Genomic DNA, 13,243 nt, shown 5'->3' on the forward strand with positions numbered 1-13,243 from the left:
AACCCCCGGTGTCAAACAAAGGGGCTCTTGAAACTAATGGGCATCGACTTTCTCGTACTGGCGATAGTCGCTGGTCTGGCCGCCGTGATCTACGGCGTGATCCAGACCCTCGGGCTGTTGCGCAAGTCCGCCGGCAACGCGCGGATGCAGGAAATCGCCGCGGCCATCCAGGAAGGCGCGCAAGCCTACCTGAACCGCCAGTACACCACGATCGCCCTCGTCGGCGTGGTCGTGATCGCCTTGCTGGCGTGGTTCTTCAAGAGCTGGGAACAGCCTGTCGGCTTCGCGCTCGGCGCGATCCTGTCGGGCGGCGCCGGCTTCGTCGGCATGCTGATCTCGGTCCGCGCCAACGTGCGCACGGCCCAGGCCTCCTCGGAAAGCCTCGGCAAGGGCCTCAGCGTCGCCTTCACCTCCGGCGCCATCACCGGCATGCTGGTGGCCGGCCTCGCCCTGCTGGGCGTCGCGGGCTACTACTACGTGCTGACCCGCGTCATGGGCCTCGACCCGACCAGCCGTCCGGTGATCGATTCGCTCGTCACCCTCGGCTTCGGCGCCTCGCTGATCTCGATCTTCGCCCGTCTCGGCGGCGGCATCTTCACCAAGGGCGCCGACGTCGGCGGCGACATGGTCGGCAAGGTTGAAGCCGGCATTCCGGAAGATGACCCCCGCAACGCGGCCACGATCGCCGACAACGTCGGCGACAACGTCGGCGACTGCGCCGGCATGGCCGCCGACCTGTTCGAAACCTACGCGGTGACCACGGTCGCCACCATGGTTCTGGCCGCCATCTTCTTCCGCGGCGACGCGGCGCTGGTGTCGTCGATGATGGTCCTGCCGCTGGCCGTCTGCGCCGTCGGCATCTTCACCTCGATCATCGGGGCCTTCTTCGTCCGCCTCGGCAAGAGCCAGAACATCATGGGCGCCCTGTACCAGGGCCTGATCGTCACCGGCATCCTGTCGGCCGTCGCCCTGTACTTCCTGTTCCCGCACTTCGTGTCCGCCCCGATCGAGTTCACGCCCTTCGGCGGCGAGCCCAAGACCTACGGTGCCATGGAGCTGTTCTGGTGCGGCATCAGCGGCCTGGTCATCACCGCCCTGATCGTCGTCATCACCGAGTACTACACCGGCACCGGCTTCCGCCCGGTGAAGTCCGTCGCCCAGGCCTCGGTCTCCGGCCACGGCACCAACGTGATCCAGGGTCTGGCCATGTCGCTGGAGGCCTGCGCGGCCCCGGCCATCGTGATCATCGCCGGCATCATCGTCACCTACGGCCTCGCCGGCCTGTTCGGCATCGCCATCGCCGTGACCTCGATGCTGTCGCTGGCCGGCTTCATCGTCGCCCTCGACGCCTTCGGCCCGGTCACGGACAACGCCGGCGGCATCGCTGAAATGGCGGGTCTGCCCCCGGAAGTGCGCGTCACCACCGACGCCCTCGACGCCGTGGGCAACACCACCAAGGCCGTCACCAAGGGCTACGCCATCGGCTCGGCCGGTCTCGGCGCCCTGGTGCTGTTCGCCGCCTACACCGAAGACCTGAAGTTCTTCACCACCGAAGGCCTCGGCAAGGGCGGCTTCTTCGACGGCCTGGGCGCGGTCTCCTTCGACCTGTCCAACCCGTACGTCGTGGTCGGCCTGCTGTTCGGCGGCCTGCTGCCGTTCCTGTTCGGCGGCATGTCGATGACCGCCGTCGGTCGCGCCGCCCAGGCGGTCGTGGTCGAGGTTCGTCGCCAGTTCCGCGAGAACCCCGGCATCATGACCGGCGAAGTGAAGCCCGAGTACGGCAAGGCCGTGGACATCCTGACCAAGGCCGCGATCCGGGAAATGATCATCCCGTCGCTGCTCCCGGTCGCGTCCCCGGTGATCCTGTTCTTCGTGATCAATTCGATCGCCGGCAAGATCAACGCCTTCGCCAGCCTCGGCGCCATGCTGATGGGCGTCATCGTCACCGGCCTGTTCGTGGCCATCTCGATGACCTCGGGCGGCGGCGCCTGGGACAACGCCAAGAAGGTGATCGAAGAAGGCTTCACCGACAGCGACGGCGTCACGCACGGCAAGGGCTCTGAAGCCCACAAGGCCGCCGTGACCGGCGACACCGTCGGCGACCCCTACAAGGACACCTCCGGCCCGGCCGTGAACCCGATGATCAAGATCGCGAACATCGTGGCCCTGCTGCTGCTGGCCGTGCTGGCCCACGGCTAGGACCTGAAGGGCGGATCTCCGGATCCGCCCCGACCGTCACGGCCATCCAGATACGACGACGCCCCGGAGAGCGATCTCCGGGGCGTTTTCGTTGTCCGCCGTATGCGGTGGAAAGGGGGGGGGGCTACTGGCGGCCGTCGCCCGGCCGGGTGCCCGGGACACCCTCGCTGTCGTCGCGCGGCAGCATGCCGCCGCGGCCGACGTTGCCGAGCAGCTGCTCGAGGATGCTCAGCTCGCGACCACGGGTCGGCGTCTCGCGGCTGTTGTAGGCGAACACCTTGCCGTCGCGCAGGGTGTAGGCGTTGACCGCCACGACCTGCTCGGTGGTCTTGTCGAAGGTGATGGCGAACACGTTCCGGGCCGCGACGCGCGGCTGGTAGAAGGCCACCCGGTCGGTCACCTGGCTCATGTAGAACCAGATGTTCGGATCGAAGGTCGAGGTCGCCGACGGCGAGCCCAGCTTGCCCAGCACGGTCGATTTGGTGTCCTCGCCCGACTTGATGTCGGCGGGATTGACCTCGATGGCCTGGAAGCCCGAGTAGTTGGTCATCGGCATGCAGCCGCCGGTCGTCGCGAGGACGATAACGGAGGCGGCGGCGAGGGCGGCTTTACGAAACATATCGGCTCCCGGGTGCGCGCGCGTGGCGCAGCTCTTTGACCTATCGCCCGCGGGGGCTTAGTTCAATGCCCGCTGTAGGCTCTCCTGGCGGCGAAAACGAGGCGATACCGACGATGCTGCAGCGGCTGTTCCGGCCCAACCCCGCGAAACTGGCCGGCGAGGCGCTCTACGCCGCCGCGGCGGGGCAGGCGCGCACGCCTGATTTCTACACCCGCGGCGGTGTGGCTGACACGCGGGAAGGGCGGTTCGAGCTCTATACCCTGCACGTCATTCTGCTGGTCGAGCGGCTCAAGGGCGAGACCGGCCTGGCCGGCGACGCGCGCCAGAGCCTGTTCGACCGCTATGTGAAGGGGCTCGACGACGCCTTTCGCGAGCTGGGCGTGGGCGACCTGTCGGTGGCCAAGCGGGTCAAGAAGCTCGGGGAGGCCTTCTACGGCCGGCTGAAGGCCTATGAGGAGGCCGTCGCCACCCTGCCGGACGCCGCGGCCCTGACCGATGTGCTGACGCGCACCGTCCTGGAAGACCGCGGTGAAACCGCCGGCGCGCTGGCGAACTATGTCATCCGGGCCCGTGACGCTCTGTCGCGCCAGCCCGTCGACGCCCTTCTGGCGGGTGAACTGCAGTGGGAGACTCTGTGATGGTCGGCGAATCGCCCTGGCGCGAGGTGGTCCGGTTCGGCGAGGTCAGCCGCGGACCGGTGAAACGCACGATCGAGGCCGACGCCAAGGCGCGGACGGCGATCGCGCGGCTGCTCGGGCTGGTCGCCGTCGATTCGCTGAAGGCCGACCTCACCGTCCGGCCGTGGATGGACGGGGCCGAGATCGAGGGCAGCTTCACCGCCGACATCACCCAGACCTGCAGCGTCACGGCGGAACCCTTCGAGGAAACCGCCGAGGCCGACTTCGTGGTGCGCGTCCTGCCGCCCAACAGCCCCAACGCGCCGCAGGAGCCGGTCGAGGAGATCGAGCTCGATCTCGAGGCCGATGATCCCCCGGATGTGCTCGAGGGCGAGGACATCGACCTGGGCGGCTATGTGGTCGAGCATCTGGCGCTGGAGCTGGATCCCTTCCCGCGCAAGCCGGGGGCGGAGTTCCTGGCGCCGAAGGATGACGCCGATCTGTCGCCGTTCGCGGTGCTGCGGATGCTCAAGAAGGATGATGCGCCCGAATAGGGCGTTTGGAGGCCGGGCTTGCATCGCCGCCGTGCGGGGGTAAGTTCCGGCGGCTTCGGCCCCGAACCGGGGTCTGCAACGGAATCGCGACCGGCCATTGTCCCAAGACATCGTCATTTCCATTGACGCCATGGGCGGCGACCACGGTCCCGCCGTTGTCGTTCCCGCCGTCGACATCGCCGCCCGGGCCAATCCCGACCTGCGGTTCGTGCTGCACGGCGACGAGGCGCGCATCAACGCCGAGCTGGCGAAACTGCCGGCGGCCAGGGCCGTCAGCACGGTGCGCCACACCGACAAGGCCATCTCGATGGACGAGAAGCCGGCCCAGGCCATGCGCCGGGGCAAGGGCTCCAGCGTCTGGAACGCGATCGAGGCGGTGAAGGCGGGCGAGGCGAAGGCCGCCGTGTCGGCCGGCAACACCGGCGCCCTGATGGCCATCTCCAAGCTGGTGCTGCGCATGGCCGCCGGCGTCTCGCGCCCGGCCATCGTCGCCAGCTGGCCGACCATGAACGGCGTCACGGCGGTGCTCGACGTCGGCGCCAACGTCGAATGCGACGCCGAGCAGCTGGTCGAGTTCGCCATCATGGGCGCGGCCTTCCACCACGCGGTGCACGGGTCGACACGCCCGACGGTCGGCGTGCTCAACGTCGGCTCCGAAGAGGAAAAGGGCCACGACGAGGTGCGCGGGGCCAACGCCCTGCTGCGCGCCACCACCCTGGATCTCGACTACCGCGGCTTCGTCGAGGGCAACGACATCGCCAAGGGCACCGTCGATGTCATCGTCACCGACGGCTTCACCGGCAACATCGCCCTCAAGACCGCCGAGGGTCTGGCGCGGTTCTTCGCCGGCGAGCTGAAGGCCACCTTCACGTCCGGGCCGCTGGAGCTGCTCGGGGCGCTGCTGGCTTCGGGCGGGCTGGGGCGGATGCGCAAGCGGATGGACCCGGGCGCCGTCAACGGCGGCCCGCTGCTGGGCCTCAACGGCATCGTCGTGAAAAGTCACGGCAGCGCCGACGCGAAGAGCTTCGCCAGCGCGATCAAGGTCGCGGCCGATCTGGCGCGCAGCGACTTCGCCGGCGAGATCGACCGCAACATCCAGCGTCTGACCGCGACGCTGTCCGAATCCACAGCCACGGCCCAGGCCGAGGGAGTCGCCGAGTGACCGTACTGCGTAGCGTCGTGACCGGCGTGGGCGGCTATCTGCCCGAAACCGTCGTGACCAATGCCGACCTGTCGAAGATCGTCGATACGACCGACGAATGGGTGCAGGAGCGCACCGGCATCCGCCAGCGCCATCGCGCGGCCGAGGACCAGGCGGTCTCCGACCTGGCGGTCGAGGCGGCGAAGAAGGCGCTCGAGGCGGCGGGCCGGACGGCGGCCGACGTCGACCTGATCATCGTGGCCACGACCACGGCCGACCTGACCTTTCCGGCCACAGCGGCCATCGTCCAGCGCAAGCTGGGCTGCCCGGTCGGCATCGCCTTCGACGTGCAGGCCGTCTGCTCGGGCTTCGTCTACGCGCTGACGGTCGCCGACGGCTTCGTCGGGCGGGGCCATTCGAAATGCGCGCTGGTCATCGGCGCCGAGACCATGACCCGGCTGATGGACTGGACCGACCGCGGCACCTGCGTGCTGTTCGGCGACGGGGCCGGGGCCATCGTGCTGGAGCCCGGTGAAGGGCAGGGGACCACCGAGGACCGCGGCCTGCTGGGCTTCGCCCTGCGCTGCGACGGGACCAAGCAGGACCTGCTCTATGTCGACGGCGGTCCGTCGACCACCGGCACGGTCGGCAAGCTGCGGATGCTCGGCAACCAGGTGTTCAAGCACGCGGTCGTCAACATCTCCGAGGCCGTCGTCGCCGCCGCCGCCCAGGCCGGGGTGGCCGTGTCGGACGTCGACTGGTTCATCCCGCACCAGGCCAACGAGCGGATTCTCAAGGGCGTGGCCCATCGCCTGGGCATCGATGAGCACAAGGTCATCCAGACCGTGGGCGAGCACGCCAACACCTCGGCGGCATCGATCCCGCTGGCCTGGGCCGAGGGCATGGCCGACGGCCGGATCAAGAAGGGCGATCTGCTGCTGATCGAGGCGATGGGCGGCGGCCTGACCTGGGGCGCCTGCGTCGTCCGGCTCTAGTCCGGAGAATCGGGAACCGGCGGGAACCCTTTGACTTGACGGACCAATCGGCTCATGCACCGATAGACTTAAGGGTCTGGGAGCGGGGCATGAAGGGCGAAACCCTCACGCGAGCGGAGTTGACGGAAGCGGTCCACGAGGAAGTGGGCCTGACCCGTCAGGATTGCGGTGGACTGGTGGAGCGCACGCTCGACCTGGTCGCCGAGGCGCTTGAGCGCGGCGAGACCGTGAAGCTGTCCGGCTTCGGCGTGTTCCAGGTGCGCGCCAAGAGCGCCCGCATGGGCCGCAATCCCAAGACCGGCGAGCCGGCCGAGATCGAGCCCCGCCGGGTGATCGGTTTCCGCGCCTCGCAGGTCATGAAGGCGCGGATCGACCGCGCGCTGAGCGACTGACGGCCCCGGTGGCGAAGGGCCCCAACGCCTTCCGCACGATCTCGGAAGCAGCCGAGGAGCTGGGCGTGCCCCAGCATGTGCTGCGTTTCTGGGAGACCAAGTTCTCGTTCATCCGCCCGATGAAGCGGGCCGGCGGCCGTCGCTTCTACCGGCCGCAGGACATCGCCGTGCTGCGCGGCGTGCGCGCGCTGCTGCACGACGAAGGCTACACCATCAAGGGCGTGCAGAAGCTGCACAAGGACCAGGGCATCCGCCGCCTGGCCGCCGCCGGCGAGGGCGGGGCGACCGCCGGGACCGATGCTTCCGAAGACATTTTCCGCGCTGAAGAGGCCGTCGATATCGGCGGCGAGGCGCGCGACCGGCTGAGCTTCGCGCTCGCCGACCTGGAGGCGGTTAAAGCCCGTCTCGACGGGCTGTTGAAAGGCCGCTGAATTCGAGTTGCCGCGCCGGGGTGCGGTCCCTATAAGGGCGCTCCCCACGGCGGTCGTTCGCGAGCGCCGAGAGAAGATGTCGGAGCGTGGCGCAGCCTGGTAGCGCACTTGACTGGGGGTCAAGGGGTCGCAGGTTCGAATCCTGTCGCTCCGACCATCTTCTCCCGCCCTGGCCCTAGGGCTTGGGCTCCCGGTTCATCCAGGCCATCAAAGGAAACAGCGGCACGCCCCAGGCGATGCCGACGACGGCGAAATACAGCAGCGACACCGCCGGATGCTTCGGCAGGTGACCGGCGATGGCAATGGCCGCGACGACGTAGAAAAACAGGAAGACGAGCATGGCCAGCATGCCGACGAGCTTCCTGATGCGCGGGTTCATGGGCGGGCCTCCGGCGGCCTGTTGAGCCGGCCGCCGGGGTCCTATGCCAGACCTAGCGGCGTTTGAAGAGGCCCAGCACGAACAGCAGCACCACGGCGCCGAGGACGGCGACCAGGATGCTCGGCAGCAGGCCGGTGTAGGCGAAGCCGAACGCGCCCGCGAGCCAGCTGCCGATGAAGGCGCCCAGCAGGCCGACGATGAGGTTGGTCAGGATGCCGTGGTTGCGGTTCATCAGCCGCTCGGCGATCCAGCCGGCGAAGATGCCGGCGATGATGATGACGATCCAGTTCAGTCCGTGCATGCCGTTTTCTCCTGAAAGCCCGGACGCCTGAAATGCGGCGCGGCCTGACAAGGTTCCGCGCTCAGCGACGACGCAGCAGCAGGGTGAACGGCAGCAGGACGACGGCGCCCGCCAGCGCCGCCAGCGCGATCTGCCACAGGGCGGTGACGGGATAGCCGAGGGCCCCCGCCGCCGGCGGTCCCGCGATCGCCCCGGCGACGCCCGCCAGCAGGGCGGCGAAGCGCGTGGGACGGCCCAGCAGCACGGCGCGGCCGATCGCGCCGGCGAACAGGCCGATGACCGCGATGATGAACAGGCCTGGCGTCCCCATGGGATCAGCATGACAGGCGCGCGACGCGACGTCACCGCTCTGGACGGTATCGCGCGAGGGGCGTAGGGATCGCCGCCCTTATCTGGCTGTGAAACCCTTCTAGATAGCTCGCCATGACCTCGTTTCTGCGTTCCGACCGGTCCCGCCCGGTCGCTGTCTGGCTGCTGGCGGTGGCTGTGCTGGTGCTGGCGATGGTGGTGGTCGGCGGCGCGACGCGCCTGACCGGCTCGGGCCTGTCGATCACCGAATGGAAGCCGGTCACCGGCGCCCTGCCGCCGATGGGCGAAGAGGCCTGGGGCAACGAATTTTCCAAGTACCAGAAGATCCCGCAGTACCAGCAGGTCAACCGCGGCATGACCCTGGCGGAGTTCAAGTCGATCTATCGCTGGGAGTGGGCGCACCGCCTGCTGGCCCGCCTGGTGGTCGCCGCCTTCGCCATCCCGCTGGTGGTGTTCCTGGTCCGGCGACAGATTCCCAGGCGGCTGATCTGGCGCTGCGGCGGCATGTTCGGCCTGCTGGCGATGCAGGCAGTGGTCGGCTGGTGGATGGTCGCCAGCGGCCTGGCCGGCCGGGTCTCGGTCGCGCCGGAACGGCTGGCCACGCACCTGGGCCTGGCGCTGGCCCTGTTCGTGCTGCTGGTCTGGACCGCGCTCGACGCCGACGCCGGGCAACCGCGTCAGGACAATCCCACCCGCTGGCGGGCCGGTTCGCTGGTCTTCCTCGGCGCGGTCTACGTCCAGAGCCTGCTCGGCGCGCTGGTCGCCGGGGCGCACGCGGGCTTCATCTACAACGACTGGCCGCTGATGAACGGCCGGCTGTTCCCGAAGGACTACGTCGGCGAGGGCCTATGGGCGACGCTGGCGCACAACCAGGCCTCCGTGCAGTTCCATCACCGGATCGGCGCCTATCTGCTGCTGGCGGCCGGCATGACCGTCGCCGGCATGGCCTGGCGGGCGCGTTACCTCGCCGCCGAAGCCCGTGTGCTCGGGCTGGCCGTGGGCGGCGTGGTGCTGATGCAGGCGGGGCTCGGCGTCGCCACGCTGATGGCGGGCGTGCCGCTGTGGCTGGGCATCCTGCACCAGCTCGGCGCGGCGGTTCTGCTGGCCACCGCGACCGCCTTCGCCTGGCGCGTCCGCCGCACCTAGCTCCTGAGCGACGCCCAGGGGCCGGTCACGGCCAGGGTGACGCCGGGGGTGTAGATGTTGACGAACAGCGTGCCGCCGTCGGGCGAGAAGCAGACCCCGGCCAGCTCGGCGTTGTCCTTGTAGACGTTGCGGCCCAGCGTATAGACCCTGCCCTCCGGCGTGACGCCCCGCAGGTGGTTGCGCAGCACGTCCGAATAGCGGTCCTCGCAGACCATCAGATGGCCGTTCGGGGCCACGGTGATGTTGTCGGGGTAGTCGAGCACCCGGTCCTCGACCGATTCCAGGAACAGCTCGACCGAGCCCGGCGCGTCGGCCTCGCCCGGGCGCCCCTCGTGGGGGCTGGGACGGTAGCGCAGAATCTGGCCGTGCTTGCCCGGTCCGCTGTTGGTGCAGCTGAACCAGGCCTCGTTCCTGCCCCAGAAGATGCCTTCGCCGCGACCGACGATGACCGCGCCGTCGGCATGGCCGCGGAAGCGCAGGTCGTCGTTCGGCGATTCGACGTCCTTCAGCTCGACCCAGGCGGCCGGCCGGACGTCGCCCTGCTTCCAGATGACCTTGCCGTCCCAGTTGCGCGCGTCGGCGCCGGGCGCGTCCCTGAACGCCAGCGCCTGCAGGCGGCCGCCCTCGGCCAGCTTGCCGGGGACGTTGGGGAGGAAGCGGTAGAACAGGCCGGCGCGGTCAGGGGCGGGCGCGTCCTCGGTCATGTAGACGATGCCGGTCGCCGGATCGACGGCGGCCGCCTCGTGGAAGAAGCGGCCCATGGCCTTGAGCGGAACCGGATCGACGAGACCGCGGCCCCTGGCCGGCACCTCGAACACCCAGCCGTGGTCCTTGCCCAGGCCCTGCCTGGGCCCGTCGGCCGTTTCCTCGCAGCTCAGCCAGCTGCCCCAGGGCGTCGGTCCGCCGGCGCAGTTGGTCGAGGTGCCGAACAGGGCCATCTCGGCCTTGACCAGCTTGCCGGCCTCAACGTCGTAGACCAGCCGGGAGACTCCCCCGGTCAGCGGATTGCCGGCGGCGTCGACGTCGAACACCTTGTCCGGCTTCGGCCGCTTCTTCACCGCGCGGCCGATGCCCAGCGGCCCGAGATTGGGTTGCTTGTAGCTGTTCTCGTGGTTGCGCATCAGGATCACGCGCGACCCGCGCCCTGGGAAGCAGGCCATGCCGTCGGCGCGTCCCGGAACAACGTAGCCGTCATCCATCGTCTGGCCCGCGAAGGAGACGACGCGATAGGAGAAGCCTTCAGGCAGGTCGAAGATGCCGTTCGGATCGGGCCTGAGCGGTCCGTAGCCCTCGATCTCGTTGAGGTAGGTCTCCGGTGCCGTCTGGGCCCGGGCGAAGCCGGCGAAGGCCAGGGAGGCGGCCGTGGCCCCGAGAAGCGAGCGGCGATTAAGCGACATGGGTCGGACTCCGGAATAGACTGTCCGGCTAGGCCGCGTGCGTGACGCTGTCACTACAATGACGATGAAAGTTTTCGGTATTATATTACCGAACGATAGTTTTCCCTTACGCGGTAACGGTTTCCGGCGAAAACGAAACGCGCCTGTGTTGACAGGTCCGATCGTCGCAGGTAACAGCGCGCCCTCACGTCGGGGACCGCTTGTCTCCGCCTGCAACGGATCAGTCCCATGATGAAGACCACGGCTTCTTTGAAGCCCGCCGAGGTCGAGAAGAAGTGGATCGTGATCGACGCCGAGAATGTGGTCGTTGGCCGCCTCGCGTCGTTCATCGCCATGCGTCTTCGCGGCAAGCACCGTCCTGACTACACCCCGAACGTCGACTGCGGCGACTACGTCGTCGTCGTCAACGCCGACAAGGTGAAGTTCACCGGCCGCAAGCTCGAGCAGAAGATCTACTACCGCCACACCGGTCACCCGGGCGGCATCAAGGAAATCACCGCCGGAAAGCAACTGGCCGGTCGTTTCCCCGAGCGCGTCCTGGAAAAGGCCGTCGAGCGCATGCTGCCGAAGGAAAGCCCGCTTGCCCGCAAGCAGCTGACCCATCTGCGCATCTTCAACGGCGCCGAGCACACCCACCAGGCGCAGAGCCCTGAGCCCGTCGCGTTCGCTGAACGCAACAGCAAGAACGTCCGGAGCCAATAGATCATGGCCGAAGCTCAAGGTTTCGAGGCTCTCCAGAGCCTGTCGTCCTCGCCCGAGGCCGCGCCCGCGGTCCAGAAGCTGGACAAGTACGGTCGCGCCTATGCGACCGGCAAGCGCAAGAACGCCATCGCCCGCGTCTGGATCAAGCCGGGCAAGGGCACGATCACCATCAACGGCCGGGACCAGGAAGTTTACTTCGCCCGCCCCGTGCTGCGCATGATGCTCGCCCAGCCGTTCCAGGTCACCGACCGGGTCGGCCAGTTCGACGTCATCGTCACGGTTGAAGGTTCGGGCCTGTCGGGCCAGGCCGGCGCCGTGCGTCACGGCATCTCCAAGGCCCTGACCTACTACGAACCGGCGCTGCGCACGGCCCTGAAGCCGCATGGCTTCCTGACCCGCGACAGCCGCGTCGTCGAGCGGAAGAAGTACGGCAAGGCCAAGGCCCGCCGCTCCTTCCAGTTCTCGAAGCGCTAGTCGTTCGCGAACCAGGTTTGCGAAAGGGCGCTTCGGGAAACCGGAGCGCCCTTTTTCTTTGCGCGTTGCGGTTCCGATCATCCCGGCGACCCGAAGGGCGGCGCAAGGCGCCAACGCCGGGACCCAGATCGGAGGTCTATGTGTTTGAAGTCTGGACCCCGGCCTACGCCGGGGTGAGCGGAGTCTGAAATGGGTAAGCCCAGGGTCTTCATCGACGGCGAAGCCGGCACCACCGGGCTGCAGATCCGCGAGCGGCTGGTCGGCCGCACCGATCTCGAACTGCTGTCGATCGCCGAAGAGCGCCGCAAGGACACCGACGCCCGCGCCGAGCTGCTCAACGCCGCCGACCTGGTGATCCTCTGCCTGCCGGACGATGCGGCGCGCGAGGCGGTCAGCCTGATCAGCAATCCGGCCGTGAAGGTGATCGACGCCTCGACGGCGCACCGCACGGCCGACGGCTGGACCTTCGGCTTCCCCGAGCTGTGCAAGAGCCAGCGGGCGGCGATCAAGGCGGCGAAACGGGTGTCCAACCCCGGCTGCTATTCGACCGGCGCCATCGCCCTGGTCCGCCCACTGGTGCAGTCGGGCCTGATGCCGGCCGACCATCCGGTCAGCGTCAACGCCGTCAGCGGCTACAGCGGCGGCGGCAAGCCGATGATCGCCGAGTTCGAGGACGAGACCAGCCCGACCTATACCAAGGTCCCGTACCGCATCTACGCGATGGGCCTGGAGCACAAGCATGTGCCGGAGATGCAGGTGCGCTCGGGTCTGCTGACCCGGCCGCTGTTCACCCCGGCGGTCGGCCGCTACGCCCAGGGCATGCTGGTCGAGGTCCCGTTGCACCTCGGGGTGCTCGGCAATGGCCCGTCGCTGAAAGACGTCCATGACGTGCTTGAGAAGCATTACCGCGGCGAGCAATTCGTCGAGGTCGTGCCCCTGAAGGAGTGCGAGGCGCTCAAGACGCTCGATCCGGAGGGGCTGAACGGCACCAACCGCATGAAGCTGTTCGTGTTCGGCTCCGAGGAAGGCCGCCAGGCCCGGCTCGTGGCGCTGCTCGACAACCTCGGCAAGGGCGCGTCCGGCGCGGCGGTGCAGAACCTCAACCTGATGCTCGGCCTGCCCGAGGCCGCCGGCCTGTGACGATCCGGCGGGCCGTCCCCGCCGACACGCCGGTCCTGCGGGCGATGATGGCGGGCAGCAACGGCTACGGGCGACCCGAGGCGCGGGCGATGATTGTCGCCTTCGCCGCCGGCTGGTCCGTGCCCGAAGCCGGCCATGAAGTGTGGCTGGCGGAAGAGGGCGGCGCGGTCGCCGGCTTCTACGCCCTGATCCCGCACGGCGCGGACCGGGAGCTGGACCTGTTCTTCACCGGCAACACGACCCAGGGGACCGGCCTCGGCCGCCGCCTGTTCGCGCACATGGCTGAACGGGCGAGGGCGCTGGGCGCCAGCCGGGTGGTGATCAGCTCCAACCCGGAGGCCGCCGGGTTCTATCGCCGGATGGGCGCGGCGGATGTCGGCGTGACCCCGCCGGGCGACGGGATCATCTGGGAACGGCCGAAATTCGAGTTGATCCTCCCCGCGTAGC

17 protein-coding genes and 1 tRNA gene are annotated in these 13,243 nt (G+C 68.6%); 13 read left to right on the forward strand and 5 right to left on the reverse strand.

The genetic code is table 11. From position 1 onward, the window contains the following. The first annotated feature begins 36 nt into the window (after nucleotides 1–36). Nucleotides 37–2,199 (forward strand): sodium-translocating pyrophosphatase, encoded by a 2,163-nt coding sequence (locus AC1RN0_RS09595; protein ID WP_492787215.1) that lies wholly within the window; start codon nucleotides 37–39, stop codon nucleotides 2,197–2,199. 124 nt (nucleotides 2,200–2,323) lie between these two features. On the opposite strand, the gene AC1RN0_RS09600 is transcribed toward AC1RN0_RS09595, so the two are convergent. Next, complete coding sequence (locus AC1RN0_RS09600) at nucleotides 2,324–2,818, reverse strand: outer membrane protein assembly factor BamE (protein ID WP_492787216.1); 495 nt, start codon at nucleotides 2,816–2,818, stop codon at nucleotides 2,324–2,326. Between the two features lie 113 nt (nucleotides 2,819–2,931). On the opposite strand from AC1RN0_RS09600, the gene AC1RN0_RS09605 reads away from it, so the two are divergent. The 7 genes from AC1RN0_RS09605 to AC1RN0_RS09635 all read left to right on the forward strand — a co-directional run bounded on the left by AC1RN0_RS09605 (nucleotide 2,932) and on the right by AC1RN0_RS09635 (nucleotide 7,105). Next, a complete protein-coding gene (locus tag AC1RN0_RS09605; RefSeq protein ID WP_492787217.1) occupies nucleotides 2,932–3,456 on the forward strand; it encodes a ubiquinol-cytochrome C chaperone family protein in 525 nt (174 codons plus the stop codon). After that, nucleotides 3,456–3,989 carry a YceD family protein gene (locus AC1RN0_RS09610; protein WP_492787218.1) on the forward strand — a complete coding sequence of 178 codons (534 nt, stop codon included), beginning with the start codon at nucleotides 3,456–3,458 and terminating at the stop codon, nucleotides 3,987–3,989. Before AC1RN0_RS09605 ends, AC1RN0_RS09610 begins: the two co-directional genes overlap by 1 nt. A 97-nt stretch (nucleotides 3,990–4,086) precedes the next feature. Continuing rightward, on the forward strand, nucleotides 4,087–5,151 hold the full coding sequence (gene plsX, locus AC1RN0_RS09615) for a phosphate acyltransferase PlsX (protein WP_492787219.1): 1,065 nt from the start codon (nucleotides 4,087–4,089) through the stop codon (nucleotides 5,149–5,151). After that, entirely contained in the window at nucleotides 5,148–6,125 is a 978-nt protein-coding gene (locus AC1RN0_RS09620; RefSeq protein ID WP_492787220.1) for a beta-ketoacyl-ACP synthase III, read from the forward strand. The genes plsX and AC1RN0_RS09620 overlap by 4 nt, the downstream gene beginning before the upstream one ends. Nucleotides 6,126–6,214: 89 nt before the next feature. Continuing rightward, a complete protein-coding gene (locus AC1RN0_RS09625; protein ID WP_492787221.1) occupies nucleotides 6,215–6,517 on the forward strand; it encodes an integration host factor subunit alpha in 303 nt (100 codons plus the stop codon). An 8-nt stretch (nucleotides 6,518–6,525) separates the two neighbouring features. Beyond that, on the forward strand, nucleotides 6,526–6,948 hold the full coding sequence (locus AC1RN0_RS09630; protein ID WP_492787222.1) for a MerR family transcriptional regulator: 423 nt from the start codon (nucleotides 6,526–6,528) through the stop codon (nucleotides 6,946–6,948). A gap of 80 nt (nucleotides 6,949–7,028) precedes the next feature. Beyond that, nucleotides 7,029–7,105: transfer RNA gene (locus AC1RN0_RS09635), tRNA-Pro, on the forward strand. Between the two features lie 18 nt (nucleotides 7,106–7,123). On the opposite strand, the gene AC1RN0_RS09640 is transcribed toward AC1RN0_RS09635, so the two are convergent. The 3 genes from AC1RN0_RS09640 to AC1RN0_RS09650 all read right to left on the reverse strand — a co-directional run bounded on the left by AC1RN0_RS09640 (nucleotide 7,124) and on the right by AC1RN0_RS09650 (nucleotide 7,938). Beyond that, nucleotides 7,124–7,327: a DUF2842 domain-containing protein gene (locus AC1RN0_RS09640; protein WP_492787223.1), complete on the reverse strand. Its 204-nt coding sequence runs from the start codon at nucleotides 7,325–7,327 to the stop codon at nucleotides 7,124–7,126. 52 nt (nucleotides 7,328–7,379) lie between these two features. Next, nucleotides 7,380–7,628, reverse strand: coding sequence for a GlsB/YeaQ/YmgE family stress response membrane protein (locus AC1RN0_RS09645; RefSeq protein ID WP_492787224.1), 249 nt, complete (start codon nucleotides 7,626–7,628; stop codon nucleotides 7,380–7,382). Nucleotides 7,629–7,689: 61 nt separating this feature from the next. Continuing rightward, entirely contained in the window at nucleotides 7,690–7,938 is a 249-nt protein-coding gene (locus tag AC1RN0_RS09650) for a hypothetical protein (RefSeq protein ID WP_492787225.1), read from the reverse strand. 113 nt (nucleotides 7,939–8,051) lie between these two features. Here AC1RN0_RS09650 and AC1RN0_RS09655 point away from each other — a divergent pair, with 113 nt between their 5' ends. Next, on the forward strand, nucleotides 8,052–9,083 hold the full coding sequence (locus AC1RN0_RS09655; RefSeq protein ID WP_492787226.1) for a COX15/CtaA family protein: 1,032 nt from the start codon (nucleotides 8,052–8,054) through the stop codon (nucleotides 9,081–9,083). Here the strand turns inward: AC1RN0_RS09655 and AC1RN0_RS09660 are convergent. Next, on the reverse strand, nucleotides 9,080–10,480 hold the full coding sequence (locus tag AC1RN0_RS09660) for an alkaline phosphatase PhoX (RefSeq protein ID WP_492787227.1): 1,401 nt from the start codon (nucleotides 10,478–10,480) through the stop codon (nucleotides 9,080–9,082). The two genes, AC1RN0_RS09655 and AC1RN0_RS09660, sit on opposite strands and share 4 nt — an antisense overlap. A 228-nt stretch (nucleotides 10,481–10,708) precedes the next feature. Between AC1RN0_RS09660 and rplM the strand changes: the two genes are divergently transcribed. The 4 genes from rplM to AC1RN0_RS09680 all read left to right on the forward strand — a co-directional run bounded on the left by rplM (nucleotide 10,709) and on the right by AC1RN0_RS09680 (nucleotide 13,242). After that, nucleotides 10,709–11,182, forward strand: a complete 474-nt coding sequence (gene rplM, locus AC1RN0_RS09665; RefSeq protein ID WP_492787228.1) for a 50S ribosomal protein L13 — start codon at nucleotides 10,709–10,711, stop codon at nucleotides 11,180–11,182. Nucleotides 11,183–11,185: 3 nt separating this feature from the next. Further along, entirely contained in the window at nucleotides 11,186–11,656 is a 471-nt protein-coding gene (gene rpsI, locus AC1RN0_RS09670) for a 30S ribosomal protein S9 (RefSeq protein ID WP_492787229.1), read from the forward strand. A 189-nt stretch (nucleotides 11,657–11,845) separates the two neighbouring features. Next, the gene (gene argC / locus AC1RN0_RS09675) at nucleotides 11,846–12,796 is read left to right on the forward strand and encodes an N-acetyl-gamma-glutamyl-phosphate reductase (RefSeq protein ID WP_492787230.1); all 951 of its coding nucleotides are present in this window, start codon (nucleotides 11,846–11,848) and stop codon (nucleotides 12,794–12,796) included. Continuing rightward, nucleotides 12,793–13,242 carry a GNAT family N-acetyltransferase gene (locus AC1RN0_RS09680; RefSeq protein WP_492787231.1) on the forward strand — a complete coding sequence of 150 codons (450 nt, stop codon included), beginning with the start codon at nucleotides 12,793–12,795 and terminating at the stop codon, nucleotides 13,240–13,242. Before argC ends, AC1RN0_RS09680 begins: the two co-directional genes overlap by 4 nt. Nucleotide 13,243 lies beyond the last annotated feature (1 nt).

Source organism: Caulobacter sp. GW821-FHT12F03 (assembly GCF_058806855.1).

Excerpts from the sequence above, each read along its gene's own strand:
- AC1RN0_RS09655 (WP_492787226.1), top strand. The coding sequence starts at position 8,052 with ATGACCTCGTTTCTGCGTTCCGACCGGTCCCGCCCGGTCGCTGTCTGG.
- rpsI (WP_492787229.1), top strand. The coding sequence starts at position 11,186 with ATGGCCGAAGCTCAAGGTTTCGAGGCTCTCCAGAGCCTGTCGTCCTCG.
- AC1RN0_RS09595 (WP_492787215.1), top strand. The coding sequence starts at position 37 with ATGGGCATCGACTTTCTCGTACTGGCGATAGTCGCTGGTCTGGCCGCC.
- rplM (WP_492787228.1), top strand. The coding sequence starts at position 10,709 with ATGATGAAGACCACGGCTTCTTTGAAGCCCGCCGAGGTCGAGAAGAAG.
- AC1RN0_RS09610 (WP_492787218.1), top strand. The coding sequence starts at position 3,456 with ATGGTCGGCGAATCGCCCTGGCGCGAGGTGGTCCGGTTCGGCGAGGTC.
- AC1RN0_RS09645 (WP_492787224.1), bottom strand. The coding sequence starts at position 7,628 with ATGCACGGACTGAACTGGATCGTCATCATCATCGCCGGCATCTTCGCC.
- AC1RN0_RS09640 (WP_492787223.1), bottom strand. The coding sequence starts at position 7,327 with ATGAACCCGCGCATCAGGAAGCTCGTCGGCATGCTGGCCATGCTCGTC.
- AC1RN0_RS09660 (WP_492787227.1), bottom strand. The coding sequence starts at position 10,480 with ATGTCGCTTAATCGCCGCTCGCTTCTCGGGGCCACGGCCGCCTCCCTG.
- AC1RN0_RS09625 (WP_492787221.1), top strand. The coding sequence starts at position 6,215 with ATGAAGGGCGAAACCCTCACGCGAGCGGAGTTGACGGAAGCGGTCCAC.
- AC1RN0_RS09605 (WP_492787217.1), top strand. The coding sequence starts at position 2,932 with ATGCTGCAGCGGCTGTTCCGGCCCAACCCCGCGAAACTGGCCGGCGAG.
- argC (WP_492787230.1), top strand. The coding sequence starts at position 11,846 with ATGGGTAAGCCCAGGGTCTTCATCGACGGCGAAGCCGGCACCACCGGG.
- AC1RN0_RS09650 (WP_492787225.1), bottom strand. The coding sequence starts at position 7,938 with ATGGGGACGCCAGGCCTGTTCATCATCGCGGTCATCGGCCTGTTCGCC.
- AC1RN0_RS09600 (WP_492787216.1), bottom strand. The coding sequence starts at position 2,818 with ATGTTTCGTAAAGCCGCCCTCGCCGCCGCCTCCGTTATCGTCCTCGCG.